Source organism: Aquirufa sp. (assembly GCF_044342065.1).
Taxonomy (GTDB): domain Bacteria; phylum Bacteroidota; class Bacteroidia; order Cytophagales; family Spirosomataceae; genus Aquirufa.
In genome coordinates this window covers 1-24171 of record NZ_JBIIQN010000019.1, presented here as the reverse complement: position 1 = coordinate 24171, position 24171 = coordinate 1, and the positions used below count along the sequence as shown (strand labels likewise).

Annotated in this window: 21 protein-coding genes and 1 other RNA gene; 20 read left to right on the top strand and 2 right to left on the bottom strand. The window is 38.2% G+C overall.

Annotated features, from left to right (window positions below; translation table 11 throughout):
* The first annotated feature begins 19 nt into the window (after positions 1–19).
* Genes ACIQZ2_RS07950 through ACIQZ2_RS07930 form a run of 5 tightly spaced genes read left to right on the top strand, consistent with a single transcriptional unit; the run spans position 20 to position 4095 of the window.
* Positions 20–1099 (top strand): Ldh family oxidoreductase, encoded by a 1080-nt coding sequence (locus ACIQZ2_RS07950; RefSeq protein ID WP_395768319.1) that lies wholly within the window; start codon positions 20–22, stop codon positions 1097–1099.
* A 1-nt stretch (position 1100) separates the two neighbouring features.
* Positions 1101–2132 carry an endolytic transglycosylase MltG gene (mltG, locus tag ACIQZ2_RS07945; RefSeq protein WP_395768318.1) on the top strand — a complete coding sequence of 344 codons (1032 nt, stop codon included), beginning with the start codon at positions 1101–1103 and terminating at the stop codon, positions 2130–2132.
* 1 nt (position 2133) lies between these two features.
* A complete protein-coding gene (locus tag ACIQZ2_RS07940) occupies positions 2134–2544 on the top strand; it encodes an acyl-CoA thioesterase (protein WP_395768317.1) in 411 nt (136 codons plus the stop codon).
* Positions 2541–3467 carry a YihY/virulence factor BrkB family protein gene (locus ACIQZ2_RS07935; protein WP_395768316.1) on the top strand — a complete coding sequence of 309 codons (927 nt, stop codon included), beginning with the start codon at positions 2541–2543 and terminating at the stop codon, positions 3465–3467. The genes ACIQZ2_RS07940 and ACIQZ2_RS07935 overlap by 4 nt, the downstream gene beginning before the upstream one ends.
* Before the next feature lies 1 nt (position 3468).
* Positions 3469–4095, top strand: coding sequence for an L-threonylcarbamoyladenylate synthase (locus ACIQZ2_RS07930; RefSeq protein ID WP_395768315.1), 627 nt, complete (start codon positions 3469–3471; stop codon positions 4093–4095).
* Here the strand turns inward: ACIQZ2_RS07930 and ACIQZ2_RS07925 are convergent, their stop codons facing one another.
* Entirely contained in the window at positions 4096–4965 is an 870-nt protein-coding gene (locus ACIQZ2_RS07925) for a lysophospholipid acyltransferase family protein (RefSeq protein ID WP_395768314.1), read from the bottom strand. It lies immediately after the preceding gene.
* 63 nt (positions 4966–5028) lie between these two features.
* On the opposite strand from ACIQZ2_RS07925, the gene ACIQZ2_RS07920 reads away from it, so the two are divergent.
* The 10 genes from ACIQZ2_RS07920 (at position 5029) to ACIQZ2_RS07875 (ending at position 14574) form a co-directional block, all read left to right on the top strand.
* On the top strand, positions 5029–5640 hold the full coding sequence (locus tag ACIQZ2_RS07920; RefSeq protein ID WP_395768313.1) for a WbqC family protein: 612 nt from the start codon (positions 5029–5031) through the stop codon (positions 5638–5640).
* Positions 5641–5679: 39 nt separating this feature from the next.
* The gene (locus ACIQZ2_RS07915; protein ID WP_395768312.1) at positions 5680–8229 is read left to right on the top strand and encodes an ATP-dependent Clp protease ATP-binding subunit; all 2550 of its coding nucleotides are present in this window, start codon (positions 5680–5682) and stop codon (positions 8227–8229) included.
* Between the two features lie 22 nt (positions 8230–8251).
* Positions 8252–8998 (top strand): 3-oxoacyl-[acyl-carrier-protein] reductase, encoded by a 747-nt coding sequence (gene fabG / locus ACIQZ2_RS07910; RefSeq protein WP_395768311.1) that lies wholly within the window; start codon positions 8252–8254, stop codon positions 8996–8998.
* A gap of 63 nt (positions 8999–9061) precedes the next feature.
* The gene (locus ACIQZ2_RS07905) at positions 9062–10297 is read left to right on the top strand and encodes a hypothetical protein (RefSeq protein WP_395768310.1); all 1236 of its coding nucleotides are present in this window, start codon (positions 9062–9064) and stop codon (positions 10295–10297) included.
* Between the two features lie 18 nt (positions 10298–10315).
* Positions 10316–10673, top strand: an RNA gene (gene rnpB, locus ACIQZ2_RS07900) — RNase P RNA component class A.
* A 90-nt stretch (positions 10674–10763) separates the two neighbouring features.
* On the top strand, positions 10764–11492 hold the full coding sequence (locus ACIQZ2_RS07895) for a 30S ribosomal protein S16 (RefSeq protein WP_395768309.1): 729 nt from the start codon (positions 10764–10766) through the stop codon (positions 11490–11492).
* Between the two features lie 67 nt (positions 11493–11559).
* Entirely contained in the window at positions 11560–12102 is a 543-nt protein-coding gene (gene rimM / locus ACIQZ2_RS07890; protein WP_395768308.1) for a ribosome maturation factor RimM, read from the top strand.
* Complete coding sequence (gene trmD / locus ACIQZ2_RS07885; RefSeq protein ID WP_395768338.1) at positions 12092–12769, top strand: tRNA (guanosine(37)-N1)-methyltransferase TrmD; 678 nt, start codon at positions 12092–12094, stop codon at positions 12767–12769. The genes rimM and trmD overlap by 11 nt, the downstream gene beginning before the upstream one ends.
* A complete protein-coding gene (locus ACIQZ2_RS07880) occupies positions 12762–13673 on the top strand; it encodes an EamA family transporter (protein WP_395768307.1) in 912 nt (303 codons plus the stop codon). Before trmD ends, ACIQZ2_RS07880 begins: the two co-directional genes overlap by 8 nt.
* Positions 13674–13677: 4 nt before the next feature.
* Positions 13678–14574, top strand: coding sequence for an alpha/beta hydrolase (locus tag ACIQZ2_RS07875; protein WP_395768306.1), 897 nt, complete (start codon positions 13678–13680; stop codon positions 14572–14574).
* Here the strand turns inward: ACIQZ2_RS07875 and ACIQZ2_RS07870 are convergent.
* Positions 14571–15968 (bottom strand): APC family permease, encoded by a 1398-nt coding sequence (locus ACIQZ2_RS07870; protein ID WP_395768305.1) that lies wholly within the window; start codon positions 15966–15968, stop codon positions 14571–14573. The two genes, ACIQZ2_RS07875 and ACIQZ2_RS07870, sit on opposite strands and share 4 nt — an antisense overlap.
* A gap of 242 nt (positions 15969–16210) precedes the next feature.
* Between ACIQZ2_RS07870 and ACIQZ2_RS07865 the strand changes: the two genes are divergently transcribed.
* The 5 genes from ACIQZ2_RS07865 to ACIQZ2_RS07845 all read left to right on the top strand — a co-directional run.
* Positions 16211–16792, top strand: a complete 582-nt coding sequence (locus tag ACIQZ2_RS07865) for an RNA polymerase sigma factor (protein ID WP_395768304.1) — start codon at positions 16211–16213, stop codon at positions 16790–16792.
* Positions 16793–17088: 296 nt separating this feature from the next.
* Positions 17089–20115 carry a SusC/RagA family TonB-linked outer membrane protein gene (locus ACIQZ2_RS07860; RefSeq protein ID WP_395768303.1) on the top strand — a complete coding sequence of 1009 codons (3027 nt, stop codon included), beginning with the start codon at positions 17089–17091 and terminating at the stop codon, positions 20113–20115.
* A gap of 24 nt (positions 20116–20139) precedes the next feature.
* Positions 20140–21816, top strand: a complete 1677-nt coding sequence (locus ACIQZ2_RS07855) for a RagB/SusD family nutrient uptake outer membrane protein (protein WP_395768302.1) — start codon at positions 20140–20142, stop codon at positions 21814–21816.
* A 74-nt stretch (positions 21817–21890) separates the two neighbouring features.
* Positions 21891–22928: a PmoA family protein gene (locus ACIQZ2_RS07850; RefSeq protein WP_395768301.1), complete on the top strand. Its 1038-nt coding sequence runs from the start codon at positions 21891–21893 to the stop codon at positions 22926–22928.
* 70 nt (positions 22929–22998) lie between these two features.
* Positions 22999–24171, top strand: a 1173-nt coding sequence (locus tag ACIQZ2_RS07845; protein WP_395768300.1) for an MBL fold metallo-hydrolase, incomplete at its 3' end; no start/stop codon positions are given.

Genomic DNA, 24171 nt, shown 5'->3' with positions numbered 1-24171 from the left:
TTTGTTGTTAAATTATGTTATGAAAGCAGACTACCAACAACTTCTGAATTTTGTTCGTTCGATATTTGAATCAATTGGTTGTCCGCAAGAGGATGCTGCATTAGCAGCTCATGTTTTGGTTTCTGCAGATGCTCGGGGAATTGATTCTCATGGTGTAGCTCGTTTAGCTGGTTATGTTCGTTTGTATGATAATGGACGTTTGAATACGAAACCAGAAGTAAAAATTTTACATGAGACGCCTTCTACGGCATTAGTCGATGGTGATCGCGGACTAGGTTTAGTGGTGGCTCCCAAAGCTATGGAAATAGCTACTCAAAAAGCAACGATGGCTGGAACAGGTTGGGTAGCGGTTCAAAATTCAAATCATTTTGGAATTGCAGGTTACCATGCTTTGATGGCTGTTGAGAAAGGTATGATTGGTTGGGCTATGACGCACGCAGCGCCTTTGGTCACCCCCACATTTTCAAGAGAGAAGTTATTAGGAACAAATCCCATTGCTGTGGGTATTCCTGCCAATGAAGAACCTGCTTTTTTAGCTGATTTTGCCTCAACTGCGGTGGCTTATGGGAAATTAGAAATTTTACAACGAAAAGGATTAGATACACCACAAGGCTGGGTTCAAGATAAAGAGGGGAGGCCTTGTCAAGATGCATTTGCCATTAAAAATGGTGGGGCACTTTTGCCCTTAGGTGGTGATCGAGAGCATGGATCTCACAAAGGCTATGGCTTGGGAGCGATTGTTGATATACTCTCCGGTGTTCTTTCAGGAGCCAATTTCGGCCCATGGGTTCCCCCCTTTGCTACGGCTGGATTTATGCAGGCAGGTGAAACGGTTGGGAAGGGTACAGGTCATTTTTTAGGTGCGATGCGGGTTGATGCTTTTCGTCCCGCGGATGCATTTAAATCGGATATGGATAAATGGATTAGGCGTTTTCGATCAGCAGATGCAGTAGAGGGAAAGTCAGTAATTATTCCTGGTGATCCTGAAAGGGAATTAGAACAAATTAGAAGGTTGGATGGTATACCTTTATTGGATCCGGTTATTGCCGATTTGCAAGCTTTAGCAACGCGTTTTTCAGTAAATTTTAAATTAGATTAAGATGGTTTCAAATAAAAAAATAAAGATTTTTATTTTGTTGTTTTCTTTGGTTGCGGCCATGTTCTCCTATTATGTTTGGCAGATATTTAAAACGCCCAATTTTAATGTCAAAGGGGCGTCATATGCAATTTTAATCCCCAAAGGTTCCGATTTTAAACAGCTTTTAGACAGCCTTGATAAACACGATGTCGTTCGAGATAAACTGAGTTTTCGTTTTTTAGCTAAAGTTATGGGCGTGGCGGAAAAGGTAAAACCCGGACGTTATGTTATTGGGCCAGAATCTGGTAATTGGGAATTGTTACGGAAAATGCGCAATGGCAAGCAAGATGCATTGCGTATTACGATAAATAATTTTCGGCTAAAGGAAGATATCGCAGCTAAATTAGCTAAGCAATTGCCTTATGATTCAACCTACCTCATGAAGATGTTGGATTCCAATGCGATTACATCCAAGTATGGATATTCGCCAGAAACGATTGCCTGTTTGTTTATACCCGATACTTATGATGTTTTTTGGACATCAACATTTGATGATTTTATGATAAAGATGCTAAAGGCCAACCAGGGCTTTTGGACAGATAAACGAATTAAGGAAGCGAATGCACTGGGTTTAACGCCTATTCAAGTAGGTATTTTAGCTTCAATCGTTTATGGGGAAAGTAAAGCGACTATTGAGCAATCCCGTATAGCGGGAGTTTATTGGAATCGTTTTCGGATAGGAATGCCATTACAAGCGGACCCAACAATCGTTTTCGCATGGAAGGATTTTTCGATTAGGCGCGTTACAGGAAAGCTTATGGCAATTGATTCACCCTATAATACGTATCGAAATAAAGGATTACCTCCAGGACCTATTTCCATTCCTCCCAAAGATGTAATTGACAAGGTTTTACATTTAGAAAAGCACGACTACCTGTATTTTTGTGCCAAAGAAGATTTTTCAGGCACCCATAATTTTGCAGCTACTTATCCGGAACATATGGCAAATGCCGCTAAGTTTCAGGCCGCTTTGAACGCGAGAAAAATATATTAAAATGTATACACATTCCGTAAAATACCGTGTTTGTTATGCGGATACAGATCAAATGGGATATGTATACTATGGAAATTATGCGCGTCTATATGAGATAGCGCGCGTTGAAACATTGCGAAGTTTGGGCGTAAGCTATAAGGCATTGGAAGATAACGGCATAGGCTTGCCGGTGGCAGAACATTATACCAAGTTTATTGCGCCAGGTCTTTATGATGATGAGTTGTCGGTTGAATGCCAAGTTGATCGCTTACCTACAGCAAAGATTGAATTTTCTTATCGAATCAAGAATGAAGCCGGTGAACTGATCAATGAAGGAAAAACGACACTCGTTTTCATGGATTTAAAGTCTAAAAAAGTCATTAAAGCACCTGAATTTGTTTTGAGTGCTTTACAGCCTTATTACCCAACATGAGAAAAAATTTATTTGAGGAAATAAAACAGATTTGGCGAGAGTACGAAGAGCATTATTTGTTCGTTCGTGTCATTTCTATTTTATATCAAAAAATCTTTCAATTTGATATTGATGTTCGTGCTGCAGCAGTAGCGTATAATTTTACTTTAGCCGTATTCCCAACCATCATTTTTTTATTTTCTTTATTACCTTATTTGCCTGTTGAACATCTCGATTTTAAAATCATCAGTTTTATTAAGGCCACTGTTCCTAAAAATTTTCAAAGTGATCTTACCGAACTGATTACCGAGATAGTAAATAAGAAGCGAGGAGGAGTGTTGTCATTTGGTTTTCTTTTTGCGTTGTACGCGAGTACAAGTGGTATTTTAGCTTTGATGCGCTCGTTTAATTTAACATACAAGACGAGTGAAAATCGAGGTTTTTTGAAGGAAAGATTGGTTGCGTTAGGTTTAAATTTCCTGTTGACTTTTGTTCTGATTACCTCATTTATGGTCTTTATTTTGGGCAATATTGTGGTTAAGTACTTAGCCAAAGAGGGGATTCTTGAATATAATTTCACTTTTTACCTGACAAAAGTTTTGACCTACCTCGTTATTTTCTCTGTTTTCTTTTTTACCATTTCATTAATTTATTTTTATGCTCCTGCTATCCATAAGCGTTGGAAATTTTTTAATGCAGGTTGTATTACAGCGTCTATATTAATGATTGCAATTTCTAATATATTCTCTTTTTATTTAGTCAATTTTGCAAGTTATCATAAGATTTATGGCTCCATAGGTTCATTAATTGCCTTAATGGTTTGGTTGTATTTTGTCGGTTTAATATTGATTGTAGGCTTTGAAATCAATGCCAGTATAGATCAGGTTAAAATTGAGGAAAAGGAAGAAGAAAAAGCTGAATCGGATTTCTTTTTAAATTTTTAGCATGGCAGCTGAACTTCGTACCATATATGATCGAAATAATTCTACGGAGTTAATCGAATCCATAGTAAAAGTGCTGCAGAAGGGTGGAGTAATTATTTATCCGACAGATACGATGTATGCAATGGGTTGTTCTATTCAGAGCCAACAAGCGGTTAATCGAATTTGCGAGATTAAACAGATTAAACCCACAAAAAATCGATTTAGTTTTATTTGCGCGGATTTAAGTTCAATTGCAAACTTCGCAAAAGTAAGCGATTTTGCGTTTAAGATTTTGAAACGCTATTTACCAGGACCTTATACTTTTGTTTTACCCGCTAGCTCAAAGGTTCCTTCTATTTTGATTCAAGGTAAGAAAACGGTGGGCATTCGAATTCCTGAGTATCAACCCATTTTAGAAATTGTTCGGCAATTGGGACATCCCTTATTGACGACTACTTTGCCCCAAGATGGGTTACCAGTAGAGGAGTTTACGGATCCCAGTTTAATTTTTGATCGCTATGAAAAGCTAATTGATTTGGTTTTGGATGGTGGATATGGAGGGTACGATCCTTCTTCTGTATTGGACTTATCTGAGGATGTCGTTGAGATTATCCGTGTCGGTGCGGGTGATGTGTCTGATTTTGAATAATTACCACTTTAAAGTTACCTCATTGGGTTTATTGTGTTTCCACCTGCGGTGTGACCATAGGTATTGTTCAGGGTATTGAATGATTGATTTTTCCAGTCGGCGGACGAAGCGTTCAATGATCTCACCTTTCGGCAGAACTGTATAATCTGGGCTCGCAATAGGCTCAAAACTCATGATGTATTTTCCTCGTTCTTTTCTAATTAATTCAAGAAATACAACGGGGTAATTATATTCTCTGGCAAAACGTTCCATTCCTGTAAAAAATGCGGTGTCTTGGTTTAGAAAATTTGTCCAATAAGCTGATTCAGGTTTTTGAGGTGCTTGGTCAGCAGCTAAACATATTCCACGCGAAATATCTTTTCTTTCGCGAGTTGCTAGTATAGATTCACGTTTTTCAAGTAGGGTTACACCGGGAAATCTACTTCTTACCTCCATCGTGAAATCATTAAAAGCAGGATTATTCAACTTTTGATAAACAACATCATAAAGATTGTTGGAAAGGGCTAGTCGGTGAATCGCCCATTCCCAGTTTCCTTGGTGCCCAGCTACTAACACTACTGGAGTGCCGGCTTTTAAATAATCCGATATGTAATGCTCATTAACTAATTGTATTCGATCTAACATCTCCTCCTTGCTTACGGAAACTCCATAAAAAAATTCGACGAGTTGGTCTGTCAAATAAGCATAAAACTGAAACGTTAACTGTTTGATTTGTTTTGCATTGAGGGCAGGAAAAGCGTTTTTTATATTTTTCTCAATGACTTTTTTTCGATAAGAAATTAGGTAATAAAATACCCATTTTAAGCTTGTCGATAAGGCATATAATATACGTAAGGGTAGTCTTCCTAGAAGTCTGTAAAAAAACATCATGGTTTGTTTGTCGAGTTAGTCGCTTTTATCTGCTATTTTTGCAAATATCCACTTATTTTTTGAATGCACATTGATATTCATTATTTACCTTCTGTCGAATATTGCGCTTTGATTTTTGATGAGCCTTCGATAGAATTTGAAGTTTATGAAAATTTCCCGAAGCAGACTTACCGAAACAGAAGTTATATTTTGGGTGCAAACGGAGTGGAATTGTTATCAATTCCGATTATTCAAGGAGATATAGGCAAGCAGTTAACTAAAGATGTTCAAATTGATTATTCGCAAGATTGGATGCGAAGACATCGTGGCGCTATTCAATCTGCCTATGGCAAGGCTCCTTTTTTTGAACATGTTGAACCATTTATCGACCAGATATTTGCGAAAAAAAGTAAATTTTTAGTAGATTTAAATATTCATTTTTTAAATACAATTGCGCGTTTTTTACAAAAGAAGCCGCAGTTTATTTTTACTGATTCATTTCAAGAGATGCCAAGTAAATCGTATTGGAATGTTATTAGCCCAAAAGTTAATTATAACGCTAGGGGAATTTATAATCCGGTTGCCTACAGGCAATGTTTTGGAACTACCTTTGTTCCAAATTTGTCTGTTTTAGATTTAGTTATGAATTACGGAATTGAGTCGCGTGAAATTTTACAAAAGAGTTTGAACAAATAATAGCTTAGGTGCGTTTTGATTAATATTAATTAGGGAAATATGGAGGCTAAGTTTTCAAATAAGGTTAAAGAAGTTATTGCATTAGCTCGTGAAGAAGCTTTGCGATTAGGGCATGATTACATTGGTACAGAGCATTTAATGTTAGGTATCATTCGTGATGGAGAGGGTCCAGGTGTTGATTTGTTACATAAATCAGGCGTATCCATGGATCAATTGCGCCAAAGTATAGAGCATTCAACTGCTTCAACAAGTCGTTCTAGTTTTGATAAACAAAGCATGTTGAATATTCCATTAACCAAACAAGCGGAAAAAGTGCTTCGTTTGACTTACTTGGAAGCTAAATATTTCAAAACGAATATCGTTGGTACGGAGCATTTACTCATGGCAATTTTGCGTGATGAGGATAATGTGGCGACACAGATTTTGGAAAAATACCAAGTTCATTATGATTTAATTAAAGAAATGGTTGAATTCCAATCCAGTAATTCACAAGATAATTCTCCCAAGGCTTCCTCGGATACTGATGATTCGGATGATGATAATCGGCTATTCGGTGGCTCAAATTCGGGTTCTTCAGGAAGTTCAAGTGGATCCTCAACTGCCAAAGCAGGGGAGAAGAGCAAGACGCCAGTCTTGGACAACTTTGGTCGTGATTTAACCAAAATTGCAGAACAAGGTAAATTAGATCCTATTGTGGGACGTGAGAAAGAAATTGAGCGTGTTGCACAAATTCTATCCCGTCGTAAAAAGAACAACCCTATTTTAATTGGAGAGCCAGGTGTAGGAAAAACAGCCATTGCTGAAGGTTTGGCTTTACGAATTATCCAGAAAAAGGTTTCGCGCGTACTTTTTGGTAAGCGTGTTGTAACGTTGGACATTGCTTCGTTGGTTGCTGGTACGAAATACCGCGGTCAGTTTGAAGAGCGCATGAAAGCGGTCATGAATGAATTAGAGAAATCTGTTGATGTAATCTTATTCATTGATGAATTACATACCATTGTTGGCGCTGGAGGAGCTTCAGGTTCTTTGGATGCCTCCAACATGTTTAAGCCAGCCTTAGCTCGTGGCGATATTCAGGTTATTGGAGCGACGACCTTAGACGAGTACCGTCAGTATATTGAAAAAGATGGCGCTCTAGCTCGACGTTTTCAAACGGTTATGGTGGATGCTACAACGGTAGATGAAACCATTGAGATATTGAATAATATAAAAGATAAATACGAGGAACATCACCATGTTATTTATACGGATGATTCAATTGAATCGGCTGTCAGATTATCTGATCGGTATATATCGGATAGGTTCTTACCTGACAAGGCCATCGATGTAATGGATGAAGTTGGCGCTCGAGTGCACATTTCTAACATTCAAGTTCCTGCCGATATCGTGGCATTGGAAAATCAAATTGAAATAGTAAAAAAAGAAAAGAATCAAGTAGTTAAGTCTCAGAAGTATGAAGAGGCTGCCCAATTGCGTGATCGTGAAAAGAAATTAATCGATCAATTGGATTTGGCTAAGACCAACTGGGAAGAAGAATCTAAAAAACAGAAATTCACCGTTACTGAAGAGCATGTTGCAGAAGTAATTGCCCAGATGACAGGTATTCCAGTCAATCGTGTTGCGGCTAAAGAAGGTGAAAAATTGCTGCAGATGGAGCAGGAATTAACTAAACATGTGATTGGTCAATCAGATGCTGTAAAGAAATTAGTTAAAGCCATACAACGTACGCGTGTAGGCTTAAAAGATCCGAATAAGCCCATCGGTTCATTTATATTCTTAGGACCTACGGGTGTTGGTAAAACCGAAATGGCAAAAGTTTTGGCCACGTATCTATTTGATAAGGAGGATTCCTTAGTGCGAATAGATATGAGTGAATACATGGAGAAATTCAGTGTTTCGCGTTTAGTAGGAGCGCCTCCAGGATATGTGGGTTATGAAGAAGGGGGTCAACTTACTGAAAAAGTTCGTCGGAAACCTTATTCAGTTGTTTTGTTAGACGAGATAGAAAAAGCACATCCTGATGTGTTTAACTTATTATTACAAGTTCTTGATGATGGTATTCTTACGGATGGCTTAGGTCGTCGCGTTGATTTCCGAAATACAATTATCATCATGACTTCAAATATTGGTGCTCGCGATTTAAAAGATTTTGGTGCTGGTATTGGATTTTCAACGAAGTCACGCATTGACAATTTGGAAGAACAGGCTAAGGCAACGATTCAAAATGCATTGAAGAAAGCCTTTGCACCCGAGTTTATCAATCGTTTGGATGATATTATTGTCTTTAATTCATTGGAGCGTGCCGATTTACATCAAATTATTGATTTGTTATTGGTTAAGTTGATGACCCGCCTGAGTAATTTAGGTTTTGCCGTTGAATTGACTGATAAAGCGAAGGATTTCATTGCCGACAAAGGATATGATCCTCAGTATGGAGCTAGACCGCTTAATCGGGCTATCCAGAAGTATTTAGAAGATCCATTAGCTGAAGAAATTTTAAAGGGCGAGTTGGCTAAAGGTGAGGTGATTGAAGCAGATTATTTAGTAGAAACAGAAACCTTAACTTTGACAAGAAAGAAGAAGAAATAATACATTAATAACCATTTATTACATGCAATTAGTACAAGGAAAAGTAGTGTTAGTTACTGGAGCATCCCGTGGGATTGGTCGTTCAATTGCTAACTCATTTGCGCAGGCTGGGGCTCATGTTGCTTTCACTTATTTATCATCAGTTGAAAAGGGCGAGGCATTGGTAAAAGAGTTGGAGGCTTATGGAATTAAAGCAAAAGGATATCGTTCTGATGCCTCTTTGTTTGATTCGGCAGAGGAATTAGTCAATTCGGTGGTAGCGGATTTTGGTCAAATTGATGTGTTGATAAATAATGCAGGCATTACCCGCGATGGTTTGTTAATGCGTATGACAGAAGAGCAATGGGATGAGGTTATCCGTGTTAATTTAAAGTCTGTTTTTAACTTAACCAAAGCGGTAATTAAGCCGATGATGAAAGCTAAATCTGGTTCTATTGTTAATATGACGTCTATTGTGGGCGTAAAAGGTAATGCAGGTCAAGCAAATTATGCAGCTTCAAAGGCCGGTATAATTGGTTTTACAAAATCAGTTGCCTTAGAGTTGGGTTCTCGTAACATTCGTTGTAATGCGATTGCACCTGGATTTATTGAAACAGAGATGACCGGTGAGTTGAATGAAGCTACTGTAGAAGAATGGAAAAAATCCATTCCATTAAAGCGTGGCGGTGATGCAGCTGAAGTAGCTAATGTTTGCTTATTTCTTGGATCAGATATGTCTTCTTATGTGACAGGTCAAACGATACAAGTAGATGGTGGTTTGCTAACCTAAAGATTTTTTAACCAATTAGAGGCCTCAATTTTGCGCTTGGCAGGATTGGGGCTTTTATTATGTATGCGGTACGTAATTTTAAGTTTTTTGGGGTTGTTTTTGATTGGTTGTCAACGGGCAGTGCCAACAGTCGGTGTTATTGCTTCCTACCAAAAGCTTGTTCCCCAGGTGGTAAACAAAACCGTTTCAATTGATTTTAATTTATCTTATGATAGCCTTTTTTCCTATGTAAGCTTACAAGAAGGAAAGGTTTTTTTTGATTCCAAAAATCAACCAGGAGTAGATTTCCCATTAACATTACGTGCTATTCAGAGGCCTCAAGTACAAATACGTTCAAATGGGGTGGTGGGAATTAAACTCCCGGTTCAAGTGGACGCTAGACCTTCAATTGCTGGAATAAATACAGGTTTAATTCAGGCTAAGAGCAATTTATTGTTGGACCTTACGTGGAATTGGAAAGATATTAATCACCGTGATATTCGTGATGTAATCTTTAGTTATTCTTGGATAACGCAACCAGAGATGCGCGTACTTGGATTCCCTGTGCAAGTTAAAGGCATAGTAGAACCTTTGATTGATCGACAAATACCTGAAATTCAGTCAAAATTTACCCAACAGTTAAGTCAAATAACGAGCATGGGATCATTAACACGTCTAGTTAATAAGCTTCCCATGTCGTTTGAAACCCCTTTCGGTAAAATTCGTTTTCAAGGTGCCGATATTGATATGAAGGATTTGATTTTTCAAACCCATGGTTTGCGGGGCAAATTACTGATACGAACCGCATTGGCGCTGACAGATTCTGTTTCAATGGCTTCATCAAGTAAGTTAATGGAATTGCGTACTTCATCTAACCTATTGCCTTTTCGGTTAGAATTATCCTACAGGCGATTGGAAGACCTGATAAAAAAGTACCCCCAGTTTAAGAATTACCAATTTAAATTATCGGCTGATACTTCATCTATTTTTGTGAAACTTAACGCGATTGATGGCAAAAAAGCGAAAGCTAGCATCCGTTTAAACCCTATGTTAATTGATTCAGCTATTATTGGTATGCAGGTTAAGTCGATTGACCTGGAAGGCGTTCCCTTTTTTGTACGAGGACATTTAAAGCGTAAAATCAATCAATCTATAAGTCAATTTCGTTTTTCTGGAAGCGAGTCATTGCTAGCCCTTAATCAAAATGTTATAGGATTAAAATTAGCCGATGGTCATGTTTCTTTTCAAAGGTTATTTTTCACTGATTCGGGAATAGGAATTTTAGGAGAAATTAAAGGGAATTGGGAGCTAAGAAAATAGTCGTACTTTTGCGGAGAGAAAATAAACCATCTTATCGCTTTTTAAAAGAGGAAAGTCCGAACAACACAGAGCGCCGTGCTTCTTAACAGGAAGGGGAATTTAATTGTTCTACAGCTAGTGCCACAGAAAATAACCGCCTTTCGAGGTAAGGGTGAAAAGGTGGGGTAAGAGCCCACCGCTCATTTGGTAACAAATGGGGCATAGGTAAACCTCACGGGTTGCAAGATCAAATAGGCTGACTGTCGCAAGACAAAAGGGTTGCTCGTCCGATGTCAGTGGGTAGATTGCTCGAACGAATGCGTGAGTATTCGTCAAGATAAATGATAAGAGGGCATACAAATGCTTACAGAATTCGGCTTATCGGTTTATTTTCTCATTTTTCTTTTTTGTTTTTCGGAGTAAAATTCCTATTTTTGCAGACATTTTTATTAACCGAGGGACGAGATCCTTCACAAACCCATATATAATGGCTGTTAAAATTAGATTAGCGCGTCGTGGACGCAAGAAGTTAGCAATGTTCGATGTTGTTGTTGCAGATGCTCGTGCACCTCGTGACGGTAAATTCGTAGAGAAAATCGGAACATACAATCCTAACACCAATCCAGCAACAATCGTATTGAATGAAAAACAAGCGATTCAATGGGTATTAAATGGTGCTCAACCAACTGATACTGCGCGTGCGGTACTTTCTTCAAAAGGTATTTTGTATGCAAAACACTTACAAGTGGGTGTATTGAAAGGTGCGTTGACACAAGAGCAAGCTGATGCGAAATTTGAAGCTTGGAAAGTAGAAAAAGCGAAGCAAGTAGAGGCAAGCAATGCGAAATTAGCTCAATCAAAAGCAAAATCGAAGGCTTCTCGTTTAGAGGCTGAAGCGAAGGTATCATCTGCTCGTGCAGAAGTTATTGCAGCGAAAAACAAAGTAGCAGACGAGGCTATTGTTGCAAGTGTTGTAGAAGCAATCAACGAGGCAGATGAAGAAGCTACAGGTGTTGAAGTTGAAGATGTAGTAGCAGAAGTTGCTGCTGTTGAAGAGGCTCCAGTAGCAGAAGAGACGGTAGTTGAAGAAGCGCCAGTAGCAGAAGTTCCTGCAGTTGAAGAAGCTCCAGTTGCAGAGGTTACTGCAGTTGAAGAAGCTCCAGCAGTAGAGGAAGCACCAGCTGAAGAAGCGGGTGAAGAAGCGGCCGCTGAATAATTTTTTTGATATTTTTAAAAATCATACAGATTTGTTTTTCAAGTTTGTATGATTTTTTTTTGTACTTATGGCAAAGACGGAATATTTTGAATTTGGTTACCTTACGAAACCACATGGTTTAAAGGGCGCATTTCATGTTTTTATGGATGTCGATGACCCCTATGCGTACGAATCATTGGATGCAGTATTTGTCCAACAAGGCAATGAGATGGTCCCATATTTTATAGCTGAATTACAAATTCGGGATAATATGAATTTAATTGTTTTAGAAGGTATTGATTCTGTGGATTCCGCCAAGGAATTAGTTGGATCTAAATTATTCCTCCCGGTTGCCATGCTCCCCAAATTGAATGATAATCAATATTATTACCATGAAATTGTCGATTACCAAGTTGTTGACTTGATTCTTGGTCCTCTAGGTAGTGTAAAGGAGGTTTACTCAACTGGAGCACAAGATGTCATTATTATGATTTATCAAGGTGTAGAAGTTTTGATTCCACTGACTGACGAAATTGTTCCACAGGTCGATAAGAACAATAAAGTAATCACCACCCAGTTGCCTGATGGTTTATTGGATGTTTATTTGAATGAATCCTATGATGCGGATTGATATAATTTCAGTAGTACCTCATTTGATGTCCAGTTTTTTTGAACATTCAATATGCAAGCGAGCAGCCAATGCGGGTTTGGTTGAGATTGTATTGCACGATTTGCATGATTATTCTAGCAAGAAACATAAGCAAATAGATGATTATCCCTTTGGTGGAGGAGCGGGCATGGTTATTGCTATTGAACCATTAGCCCGTTGTCTGGAAAGTCTTCAAGCTGAGCGCGTATATGATGAGGTTATTTTCTTTTCACCCGACGGCGTTGTTCTTAAACAAACGGTAGCTAATCAGTTAAGTTTATGTCAAAATATGATTTTTATTTGCGGACATTATAAGGGTATAGACGAGCGAATCAGGGAAAAGTATGTTACCAAAGAAATTTCCATCGGTGATTATGTTTTATCCGGTGGGGAGTTAGCTGCTGCTGTTACAGCAGATGCAATTATTCGATTAATTCCAGGTGCCATTGGCGATGAAATGTCAGCATTAACTGATTCGTTTCAAGATGGCTTATTGGCACCTCCAGTATATACGAGACCTGCTTCCTTTGAAGGTATGGAGGTTCCAGAAATTCTTAGATCGGGTAATGATAAATTGATTGATGCTTGGCGACATGAGCAAGCGGTAAAGCGCACCATGGAGCGTAGACCAGATTTATTGGATGAATAAGCCCAAAGCCATCGGTCCCCGAGAAATTGTATCCTTAGGATTGTTGTATCTAATTTGGGGTTCAACTTTTTTAAGTGTTCGTATACTGCTTGATTATTTACCTCCTTTGGTCATCACGTATTCACGTAATTTTACTGCGGGATTTTTACTTTTAGTATGGTCAATACTGGGAGGGCATTGGAAGAAAATGTCTACCAAGCATTGGCGTATTCATTTACAAGCTGGCGTTCTTTTAATTTCGCTAGGTAATGGCTTTATGTCATTAGCTGGATCCATTGTACCATCCGGATTTTCCTCCGTTTTTATGGCCTTAGGGCCCAGTTTGCTGGTTTTATTTTTCTGGCTTCATGGTCGAAAGCCCTCTGTTCGCAAGTTGGTGGGTACCCTTTTAGGTTTGATTGGTATTCTTTTATTAATGTCTCAGAAATCCTTAGCCATAGAAGGGAAAGAATCTGATTTTACTCAAGGCATTTTGTATCTTTCAGTCGCGGTCATTGCTTGGAATGTGGGTGTTTTTCGAACTCAAATTACAGAGGCTAATACGTATCATTTTACGCAAGTTTGTGCTATTCAAATGCTATTTGGTGCATTAGTTATTTTGGTTATCAGTAGTCTACGTGGCGACTATGAACTTTTTGAAGTTTCCAATTTACCCTTAAAAGCTTATGGGGTTTTTGGGTATTTGGCTTTGATTGGCTCAATGTTTGGTTTTTCACTATTTGGCTATCTTTCTAAAGCCTGTGATGCAACATTGGTTGCGACTTACACCTATGTAAATCCGGTTATTGCTTTATTTTTAGGCAATTTAATTTTAAATGAGTCCTTGCAACCCATGTTATTAATTGCCAGTTTTTTAATTTTATTTGCTGTGGTCTTAATTACGACCGACAGGCAAAAAATCTAAACCTATGAAATACCTTATTTTATTCTCCATGACATTAGCCTCAATCGCAAGTAATGGTCAATCTGCTAAATCTTTGTATCCGAAAGAGATTCCTAATTTTATAGCAGGGAAAAATTTACAGAATCAAGCAACTACAGATGGTATTTTACGGATTGCCAATGTTACGGAACCAACATATACGCTGTATCTATCTTCCGTTGAGCCTTCGTTAAGTAAACCGCTGGTGGTTATTTTTCCTGGTGGAGGTTACCGTATTTTAGCAGCGTCTCATGAAGGAAGTGACATTGCTCTTAAATTAAATGAGATAGGTGTGCATGCCATGGTTGTACATTATCGATTACCCGATAGCACTAGGCAAGTGGAAAAGCAGTTTGCTCCACTTCAAGATGCCCAACAAGCAATTAGAGTAGCTAGGCAAAATGCTAGCGCTTGGAAAGTTGAGTTAACAAAAATTGGCGTGATGGGTTTTTCAGCCGGAGGTCATTTAGCGGCGTCTGCAGCAACACATTATAAGGTTGACTATACCAAAGTAAATGATGGTATGAATTTGCGTCCTGATTTTCAAATTTTAATTTACCCCGTAATTACTTTTCGTGGTAACAGTCATCAAGGGTCAGTGAATAGCTTATTGGGAAGCAATAAAACAGATGAATTACTCCATTTATTTTCTAACGAAGAGCAAGTTGATACGAATACGCCCATGGCATTTTTAGTTCATGCCGCTGATGATAAAGCCGTTCCGGTATCCAATTCTTTGAATTATGCTGCTGCACTATCGAATAAAAATGTCCCTGTAGACCTACATATAATGGCAAAAGGCGGGCACGGTTTTGGCTTGAAAAATAAAACGACTCAAGAATATTGGTTTGATAGACTAGCTACTTGGTTTAAAACTTTTTAGATCGTTTCTTTCTTCCGCATGATGTAATAAATAGGTATTCCTGACAATACGATGCCTAATCCGTAAGAAGACGTTTCTGTTTTGGTATACAAAAGGTTTATCGAAATAACCAATAAGATGAGTAAGTAAGTGACAAAAAGTACCTGATCCTTTATTGGTAATTTTTCTTTCATTATTTTTTGATTGAAAACCGCCAATACAGTTAGAAAATAAAATAATAGAATAGCGAACACGGTAAAATCTAATAGGCTGTTATAGGAACCTGAAAAGCATAACAAGATAGCCCAAACTCCTTGAATGATTAACGAATATGCGGGTGCGTTGTTTTTATTTACCTGAGCGGCCTTTTTAAAGAATAATTTATCGTGTGCCATAGCTTCAAACAAACGTCCTCCTGCCAGTATAATTCCATTATTGCATCCAAAGGTGGATATCATAATTAGGATAGCCATCACTAAAGCTCCCATGTTGCCTAATACCGTTTGAAGTGCAGCAGATCCCAAACGATCTTGACTAGCAAACATGATGCCACGCAAATAACTAGTGGTACCATTTGGATCACCCTGTAGCGGAAGTATAGCTAAATAAGCAAAATTGGTTAATAGGTATAAAGCACATACCAAAGCTGAACCATAAACTAAACCTTTGGCAATTGTTTTTTGAGGGTGTTCAAAATCTTGACTCGCAAAGGTTACATTATTCCAAGCGGATGATGAAAATAAGGGGCCAATCATCGCGGCACCAAAAATACTGAGTAGGGTGGGAGTTGATACCATTTCTAATTTATTGGTATTCGGATTTAGCGTATTTCCTTCGGCAAAGAATCCTTGAAAATGTATCCAATCATTCGCAAATCCTACATACATACCGATAATTACAATCAATAGAATCGCTCCAATTTTGGTAATTGTAAATATATTCTGAATAATAGCGGCAAATGAAATGCCTTTTAAATTAGCCCCAGTCAATACAATTATTAATAGAGCAGCTAAAATTTGTTGGCTAGTGATGTAATTTCCAATGAATGGAATATCATTAATGATATTGGGCCAGATGAATCCCGTATATTTTGCAAATGCGACCGCTACTGCCGCAATAGTTCCCGTTTGAATTACTAAGAAAGTTGTCCAACCGAATAGAAATCCGATTAAAGGATTATAGCTTTCTTTTAAATAAATGTATTGCCCACCTGTTGCGGGAAATTTACTCGATAGTTTTCCATATGCATAAGCACCGGTAACGGTCAAAAAACTGGTTAATATCCAGGTAGCAATCCACCAAATAGGCGATGTTAATGATCTGCCGACTTCAGAGCTAACTAAAAATATTCCCGAACCTATCATAGAACCCATGACCAACAAAGTAGCATCGGTTGTATTTAATTTTTTCTGCATGCTGATATTTGTGCTAATAATACAATTACTGGATTTGTTTAAATTTTTTAAAGTTGCACATAATTTTTTCACTTTTTGAGGCTCATTTGAAAATAAAAAAAAATGTAATCGTTTCCGTAATCGTTTACGGAAAAAAATTAAATAAAATCATTGAATTTTAATACTCGCGTTATATATATTAGAGCGAGTGATAGTAAAGGTTTATTAGTCAATTCTTTTATTTAATTGAAAAGTACAAAACCATGATGATGAGTAAAAAAGTGATAATTGACGAAGTGCGTGTTTGGGACAGATTTCGTTCAGGAGATCAAAAAGCATTTACTGAATTGTATCAGCATTTTGTACAACCATTGTATTCATATTCGATGGGAGTAACCAATGATAAGGAACTGATTAAAGATTGTTTACATGATTTATTTGTTGAACTATGGCGTAATCATGCCACTATTGGACCTACGACGAGTGTTAAGTACTATTTGATGGCGTCAATTAAAAGAAAATTGATTCGTCATTTAGAGGCCCAATTAAAAAATCATGCGCATCATACCAATTATATGATGGATTATATGGAGCCAGCTTATTCTCAAGAATCTCTTTTGATTCAATATGAAGAAGAAATTCGGTTAAATAAAAAACTAGCAGCATGTTTGAATTTGTTGAGTAAGAGACAACGAGAAGCTATTTCGTTGCGTTTTTTTGAAAATATGGATACAGATCAAATTTCCGATTCGATGAAAATTAATCCTCAATCGGTATATAATTTGATATTTGGAGCTTTACGGATTATGAAAGAAAAACTAGTTAATGAGCGTATGACGGCATAAATAAATTAGCACAATAATGATATTTATTTGAGTAAATCATTGTTGTGTACTGCTTTATAGGGTTATATGAATAATAATGGCCATGCCAAAATCAGTTAAAAGCAGTATAATTTATCCGAATAAGTACCGTAAACGTTTATTTAAACTGTTTTTAACGAAATTCTCGAAGAAGAACTGGTTACTTCGAAGAGGGCGATTAAATTTTGAAAACCAGCTTAATCACGATGAATGCGAAGCATTGTGGAATAAGATTAACCTTACTTTGCAAACCTTAAACTAAAAAATTTTTCTTACCTATGAAAAAACAATTACTTTCTAAGGTTCTGTTTAGCATGTTTTTCGTGCTAATTGGAATTCAAGTACTTGCTCAAGACCGGACGGTCTCGGGTCGAGTAACTGCCTCTGATGATGGATCGGGAATTCCAGGGGCAAGCGTTTCAGTTAAGGGTACCTCAAAAGGTGCCACCTCTGATGCAGATGGAAACTATAAAATTACGGTTTCAGGTTCTGCAGTTATAACTGTTTCTTCCGTTGGTTTTATCTCTCAGGATATCACAGTAGGAAACAGAACACAAATTAATGTAGTCTTGGTAGCAGATACTAAGTCTTTACAAGAGGTTGTTGTTGTAGGTTATGGTACACAAAAGAAAAGTCAGATGACTGGTGCCATTTCATCTGTTGGTTCAAAAGAGATTCAAGAACTACCTATTACCAACGCACGTCAGGCTTTACAAGGTAGAGCTGCGGGTGTGGACGTAGTTCAGCCAGGTTCTAAACCAGGTGCTGGTCCTCAGATTCGTATTCGTGGTCGTCGTTCATTTAATGCGTCGAATGATCCTTTGTACGTAGTTGATGGTATTCCATTATCTAGTGGTATCGATGATATAAACCCGAATGACATTGTTTCGATGGAAGTATTGAAAGATGCCTCTGCTACAGCTATTTATGGTGCTCGTGGTGCGAATGGTGTTGTTATCATTACTACGAAGCGTGGAAAAGCTGGTGCAACCGTCGTTTCAGTTGACTCGTATTATGGATTAAACCAAGAGTTGGGAACTATCGGTGTAATGAATGGAGCTCAGTTTGCTGAATATAAGCGTGAGTCTCGTCGTGCGGTTGGACAATATCCTTTGGGTGCTGCTACTGCTGCAGATGATGCTAAGATATTTGAGCCACGTGAATTAACGAGTATTCAAAATGGTCGTTCTACGGATTACGTAGCAGGAATGTTACGTGCTGGTGCGATTCAAAGTCATCAAGTTGCAGTATCTGGAGGCAGTGAGAAAACGACATTTAACATTTCGGCTAACTTCTTTCAAGATATTGGTGTAGTTAAGTCACAAGATTTCTCTCGTACTACATTCCGTGTGAATTTAGATCATAAGATTAATGATAAAATCAAAATTGGTTTATCTACGTTAATTGTAAATTCAGTTCGTAATGGAGAAAATCTAAACCTCCTAGCTGGTGCGATGCAGGAGAATCCTTTAGGAGAGCCATATGATGCGCAAGGTAACTTAGTATTCTTGCCGACCAACGATGGTTTACGTACTAATCCTTTCTCTGAGTTGGTTACAGGAGTGAATGTGGATGAAAATAAGCGTTATAGAACGTTTAATAGTTTATTCGGTGAGTGGGATATTGCGAAAGGTTTAAAATACCGTGTCAACTTTGGTCCTGACTTAACAGTAGGTAGAGCGGGTCGATTTATTGGTGCATTTACGAATAATAACCGTGGTGGTAATGCTACAGGTAGTATTAATGAACAATTCTTATTTAACTGGACTTTAGAAAATATTGTTACTTACAATAAGAAATTCAAAGATGTTCACAATCTTAATTTAACAGGTTTACAATCTATTCAGCGTGACCGCGATGAGCGTACTACAATTTCAGTAAATGGTATTCCAGCTGAATCTGCTGCTTATCATCGTTTGGGAGATGCAAATCAAATTACAGGGGCTAATACTGATTTAATTGAGTGGACCTTGCTTTCATACATGGGTCGTGTGAACTACGATTATAAGGAGAAGTATTTATTTACGGCTACGGTTCGTATGGATGGTTCATCTCGTTTTGGTGCAAATACGAAGTTTGGTCTTTTCCCATCGTTCGCTTTGGGTTGGAATATTTCTGAGGAACCATTTATCAAGAATATTTCTGCTATTGATCAGTTGAAGTTGCGTGCTTCTTGGGGAGCCATTGGTAACCAAGCGATTACACCATATCAGACACAAGCCCTTTTAGGACGTACTGCATATGCTTGGGATAATACAGCTGCTTTTGGTTACCGTCCAAATTCCATCGGTAATCCAGATTTACGTTGGGAAACTTCTACAACGACAAACGCTGGTTTAGACTTTAGTTTCTTCCGTGGACGTCTATCTGGTTCTGCTGAATACTATCAAACAAATACGACAGACTTGTTAGCTCCTCAACCTTTACCTACCTCAATTGGTTTTGGTGGATTTACAACGAACGTGGGTGAGACACAAAATACAGGTATTGAATTAACATTAAATACCGTTAATATCGATCGTGGTGGTTTCCAGTGGACTTCTGATTTTATTTTCAACCGTAATAGAGAGCAGATTGTTTCTTTAGCTAATGGAAAGGTAGATGATATTGGTGCAGGTCGTTTCATTGGTCAGCCATTAAGTGTTTTCTTTGATTTAAAGAAAGTGGGTATTTGGCAAGCGAATGAGGCTGATGCAGCTAGAGCTATGGGTGAGCGTGTAGGTCAAATTAAAGTAGAAGATTTTAATGGCGATGGTAAAATTAATGCAGATGACCGTCAGATTTTAGGTTCGGCTGTACCAGCATTCACGGCCGGTTTAACGAACCGTTTCTCTTACAAAGGGTTTGATCTTTCGTTCTTTGTGTTTGCGCGTGTTGGGCAATTAATTCGTAGCCGTTTCCATGATAACGTGAATCAGTTAGCTGGTCGTTACAATAACTTGAATTTGAACTATTGGACGCCAAATAATCCAACGAATGAGTTCCCTCAACCAGTGGTAACACAGGAGTTCCCTAAGTATGGTAGTTCACTAACTTATTTTGAGGGTTCATTCTTTAAGATTAGGAACATCAATATTGGTTATAATCTTCCTGATAATGTGGCTAAGAAGTTGAAGATGCAAAGCGTACGTGTATTTGCAAGTATTCAACAGCCATTAATTTTGGCAGAATATCGTCAAAAATACAAAGGTATCGATCCAGAAACGTTTGTTGATGGTGAGCAAGGTGTTGGTGGTGGCGAGGTTAACACCAACGTATCTCCTGCTACTAGTGTAACCACGTTTGGTTTAAACCTTAAATTTTAATCAAATTAATTAAATTGAATACATATGAAAAGCTTTAAAGTTTTTAGAAAATTAAGTTTTTTAGCAAATATTGGTTTGATTGGAGCAGTTGCTTTGAGTACTCAATCTTGCAATGATTTGTTAACAGAGAATGTTGTTTCACGTATTGGTAATGATTATATTAATACAGCGAAAGGTTTAAATGATGCTACCAGTGCAGCGTATTCAACTATGCGTTCTTGGTATGGAACGGAACGCGGTATGAACCTTACTATTTTTGGTACGGATTCATATCAGAATGGTGCGGATGGTAGTTGGAAGATGATGAATACGTATACTACGGAGTTTGATACACGTAATGGTCAGATAGCTGAAGTTTGGAATGATTTTTATCAAGGAATAAATACTTGCAACGCAATTATCGAACGTGCTTCTAAAGTTTCTGGTATGGCCGAGACCGTAAAGAAGCAACGGATAGCTGAAGCCAAGTTTATTCGTGCCCACCACTACTTTATCTTAACGCAATTGTTTGGAGGTGTGGATTTGCGTTTAACGGAAACACTTGCCCCTACTAAAATTGTTAAGCGCAGCACGGTGGCAGCTCAGTATGCTCAGATCATTAAGGATTTAACCGAGGCTATTCCTGATTTGGAAAATAAAGCTCGTTCAGCTGATTATGGTCGTATTTCACGCGCAGGTGCGGAGCATTTATTAGGGCGGGTATATTTAACAAAAGCTACATCTACAGCCAAGGCTGGAGATGATTATGCCAAAGCAATTGGTAGCCTCAAGAACGTTATTTCTAATTATGGAATTACTTTATTACCTGATTTTGCTAATGTGCATAGACAAGGTAATGAAATGAATAGTGAAGTTATTTGGTCTATTCAATACACGCGTGACCCATTAACGAATGCCGGCGGTAATAACGCACACGTTTTCTTTGGAATGGAGTATGATGTTTTACCTGGTATGCAGCGTGACACAGAAAATGGCCGTCCATTTAAGCGTTACATGCCTACGAAGTATACGTTAGATGTATTGTTTAAAGACAGAGAGAATGATAGTCGGTATAAGAAGACATTTAAGGATACTTATTTATCTAATAGACCAGGAACTTATAACACTAGTTTTGATTTAACTAAGCGTACGGTAACTTTTGCTTTAGGTGATACGGCTATTTTCTTGCCAGGATATGAGATGCCTATTGAGGAGCGAGCAAAAAAGAAATACCAAGTTCTAGTTCCATCTCGTTACGATGAACGTATTTTCTTGGCTATCAATAAGCACTTTGATGGTGGTCGTGTAGATCGTACACAATTCGAAGGAGGTCGCGATTTTATCGCTTTTCGCTTAGCTGATACGTATTTGATGTTGGCTGAAGCGCAATTCTTCTCGGGAGCAACTGCTGATGCGGCGGCTACATACAACGTAATTCGTCGTCGTGCGGCATGGCCTGGTAAAGAATCTGCTATGTTAGTTACAGCCAGTCAGCTAGATGTAAACTTCGTTATGGATGAACGCGAGCGTGAATTGTTAGGTGAGCAGTCTCGTTGGTTTGATTTAGCGCGTTGGGGTAATTTAGTTGAACGCGTAAAGCTTCATAATCCACAGGCCGCACCATTTATCAAGGCACACCATGTCCTAAGGCCTATTCCTCAATTACAAATTGATAGAGCTGAAGGTACAGCTTCTGGTTTTCCTCAAAATCCAGGATACTAGTTTCAATTTGAATTTCTTATCTTGTAATAATTCCGGAGAATTTTTCTCCGGAATTTTACTTTAAACTTATTTGTATGAAGCATCTTATCATTGTTTTTTGTTTGGTATTTTCTTTTTTTTCTAAGGCTCAGGATCGTGTTACCTTTTTAAAGAAGTCGGATAAGGTTGATGTGATGGTGGGTGGGAAATATTTTACCTCGTATTTTTTTCCGGGTGAAAGTCAATTAAAAAAAGCCGTTTTGTTTCCAATTTTATCTGCTCAGGGCACTACCATTACACGTGGATTTCCTATGAGCCCTCGTGCTGGTGAACGTGTAGATCATCCACATCATGTAGGTATGTGGCTAAATTATGAGGATGTTAACGGCTATGATTATTGGAATAATTCAAATAGCATTTTAGAATCGTTGAAAGCTCATAAAATGGGAACAATTCGCCATGAAAGTATTACTAAGATTTCAGAGGGAGCTCAAGGTTCTTTAGTGGTTACTGCTGCTTGGATTGACGAAGATGGCAAGGGTAAGCGTGTTTTAGATGAATCAACTACTTATGTATTTTCGGGTTCTAACGATATTCGTATCATTGACCGAATTACTACATTGAAAGCGGTTAGTGATGTGGTTACCTTTAGGGATGTTAAAGATGGTATGTTTGCGATTCGAGTAGCCCGCCAACTGGAAATCCCTTCCAACAAACCGGATGTATTTACTGACGCACATGGCGTTGAAACCAAGGTTCCGGTAATGGATAATACAGGTGTTAGTGGGAATTACATCAGCAGTGAGGGGGTACAAGGTGAAGCTGTTTGGAGTACGCGTGCTAAATGGATGAATTTGACGGGAAAAATGGATAATCATCCTATAAATGTGGCCATTTTAGATCATCCAGCTAATGTTACGTATCCAAGTTATTGGCATGCCCGTGGATATGGCCTTTTTGCTGTTAATCCTTTAGGTTTATCCGTATTTAGTAATGGTAAAACGTCATTAAATTATACGCTAATGAAAGGAGAAACGATTACTTTCAGATATCGTACGATAATTTCTGATCGAGATATGACAAAAGAAGAACTTGATAAGGCGCAAGCAAAATTTGCGCGAGAGGTTAAATAGTATTTCAAGAAAATACTTGTATTTTTGTAGAGTATTGGGGCCATTTGTGGCCCTATTTTCTTTCTACTTTATGAAGTTACAGTTTCTAGGAGCAGCCAAACAAGTTACGGGTTCAATGTATTTGTTGGAGCTTGAAGATGGATATAAGATTTTAATTGATTGTGGGACGGACATGGAGCGATCTATTGATTTCGAAGTACCCTTTGAACCTGGACCTTTTTTCCCTTTTGATCCTACTTTAATCAATTTAGTTGTTTTAACACATGCCCACATAGACCATTCAGGTAATATTCCAATGCTTTATCGTGAAGGATATGAGGGACAAGTATTGTGCACGCCGCCAACAGCTGAATTAGCCGCTTTATTGTTGATGGATTCCGCAAGTTTACACTTACGTAAATTGCGTGCTGCTCAAGGGGAGAGTCGTAAAAAGCATAAGCAAATGGATCGCTTGTTGCGGCGTGGGGATTTGTACCTTCAAAAAGATGTTGAGGATTCCTTAGATAATTTTGTCACATTACAATTCAATAAAAAGTTTGTAATCAAACCGGGCTTAGAATTAACGTTTATTCCAGCGGGTCACTTATTAGGGGCAGCACATTTGTATTTTTCGGTAACTGAAGGAGACCAAACGAAAACCTTAGGATTTAGTGGTGATATAGGTCGATTTAATTATCCTTTACATATTGACCCGTTTCCCATGCCTGCATGTGATTACTTGGTATGTGAGAGCACTTATGGTAATCGAATTCACGAAGATAAAGTTGAACCTATTGATGCTTTAGCTTCAGTAATCAAAGAAACTTGTATCGATAAACCTGGGAGATTAATTATTCCAGCTTTTTCTGTAGGTCGGACCCAAGCAGTTTTATACACGCTTAATCGATTAATCGAGGAACGCGGATTTCCAGCCATTCGTGTATTTACCGATAGTCCTATGGGTAAAAGTTCAACACGCATCTACGAAAAAAATTTGGCATATCTTAATCCAGAGGCCAGAGCGTTTCAAAAAGAAAACGATGATTTGTTCGATGTGGAAAATTTATTTTTCCTTCAAACCGAAAAGGAATCTCGAGCAATTCGTAATTATCATGAACCATGTATAATTATTTCTTCATCAGGCATGATTTCTGGCGGTCGAGTGGAGCAACACATTGCCGACAACATATCCAACAGTTATGCAACAATTCTTTTGATTGGTTATTCAGCTGAGGGGACTTTAGGTAGGCAATTATTAGAAGGT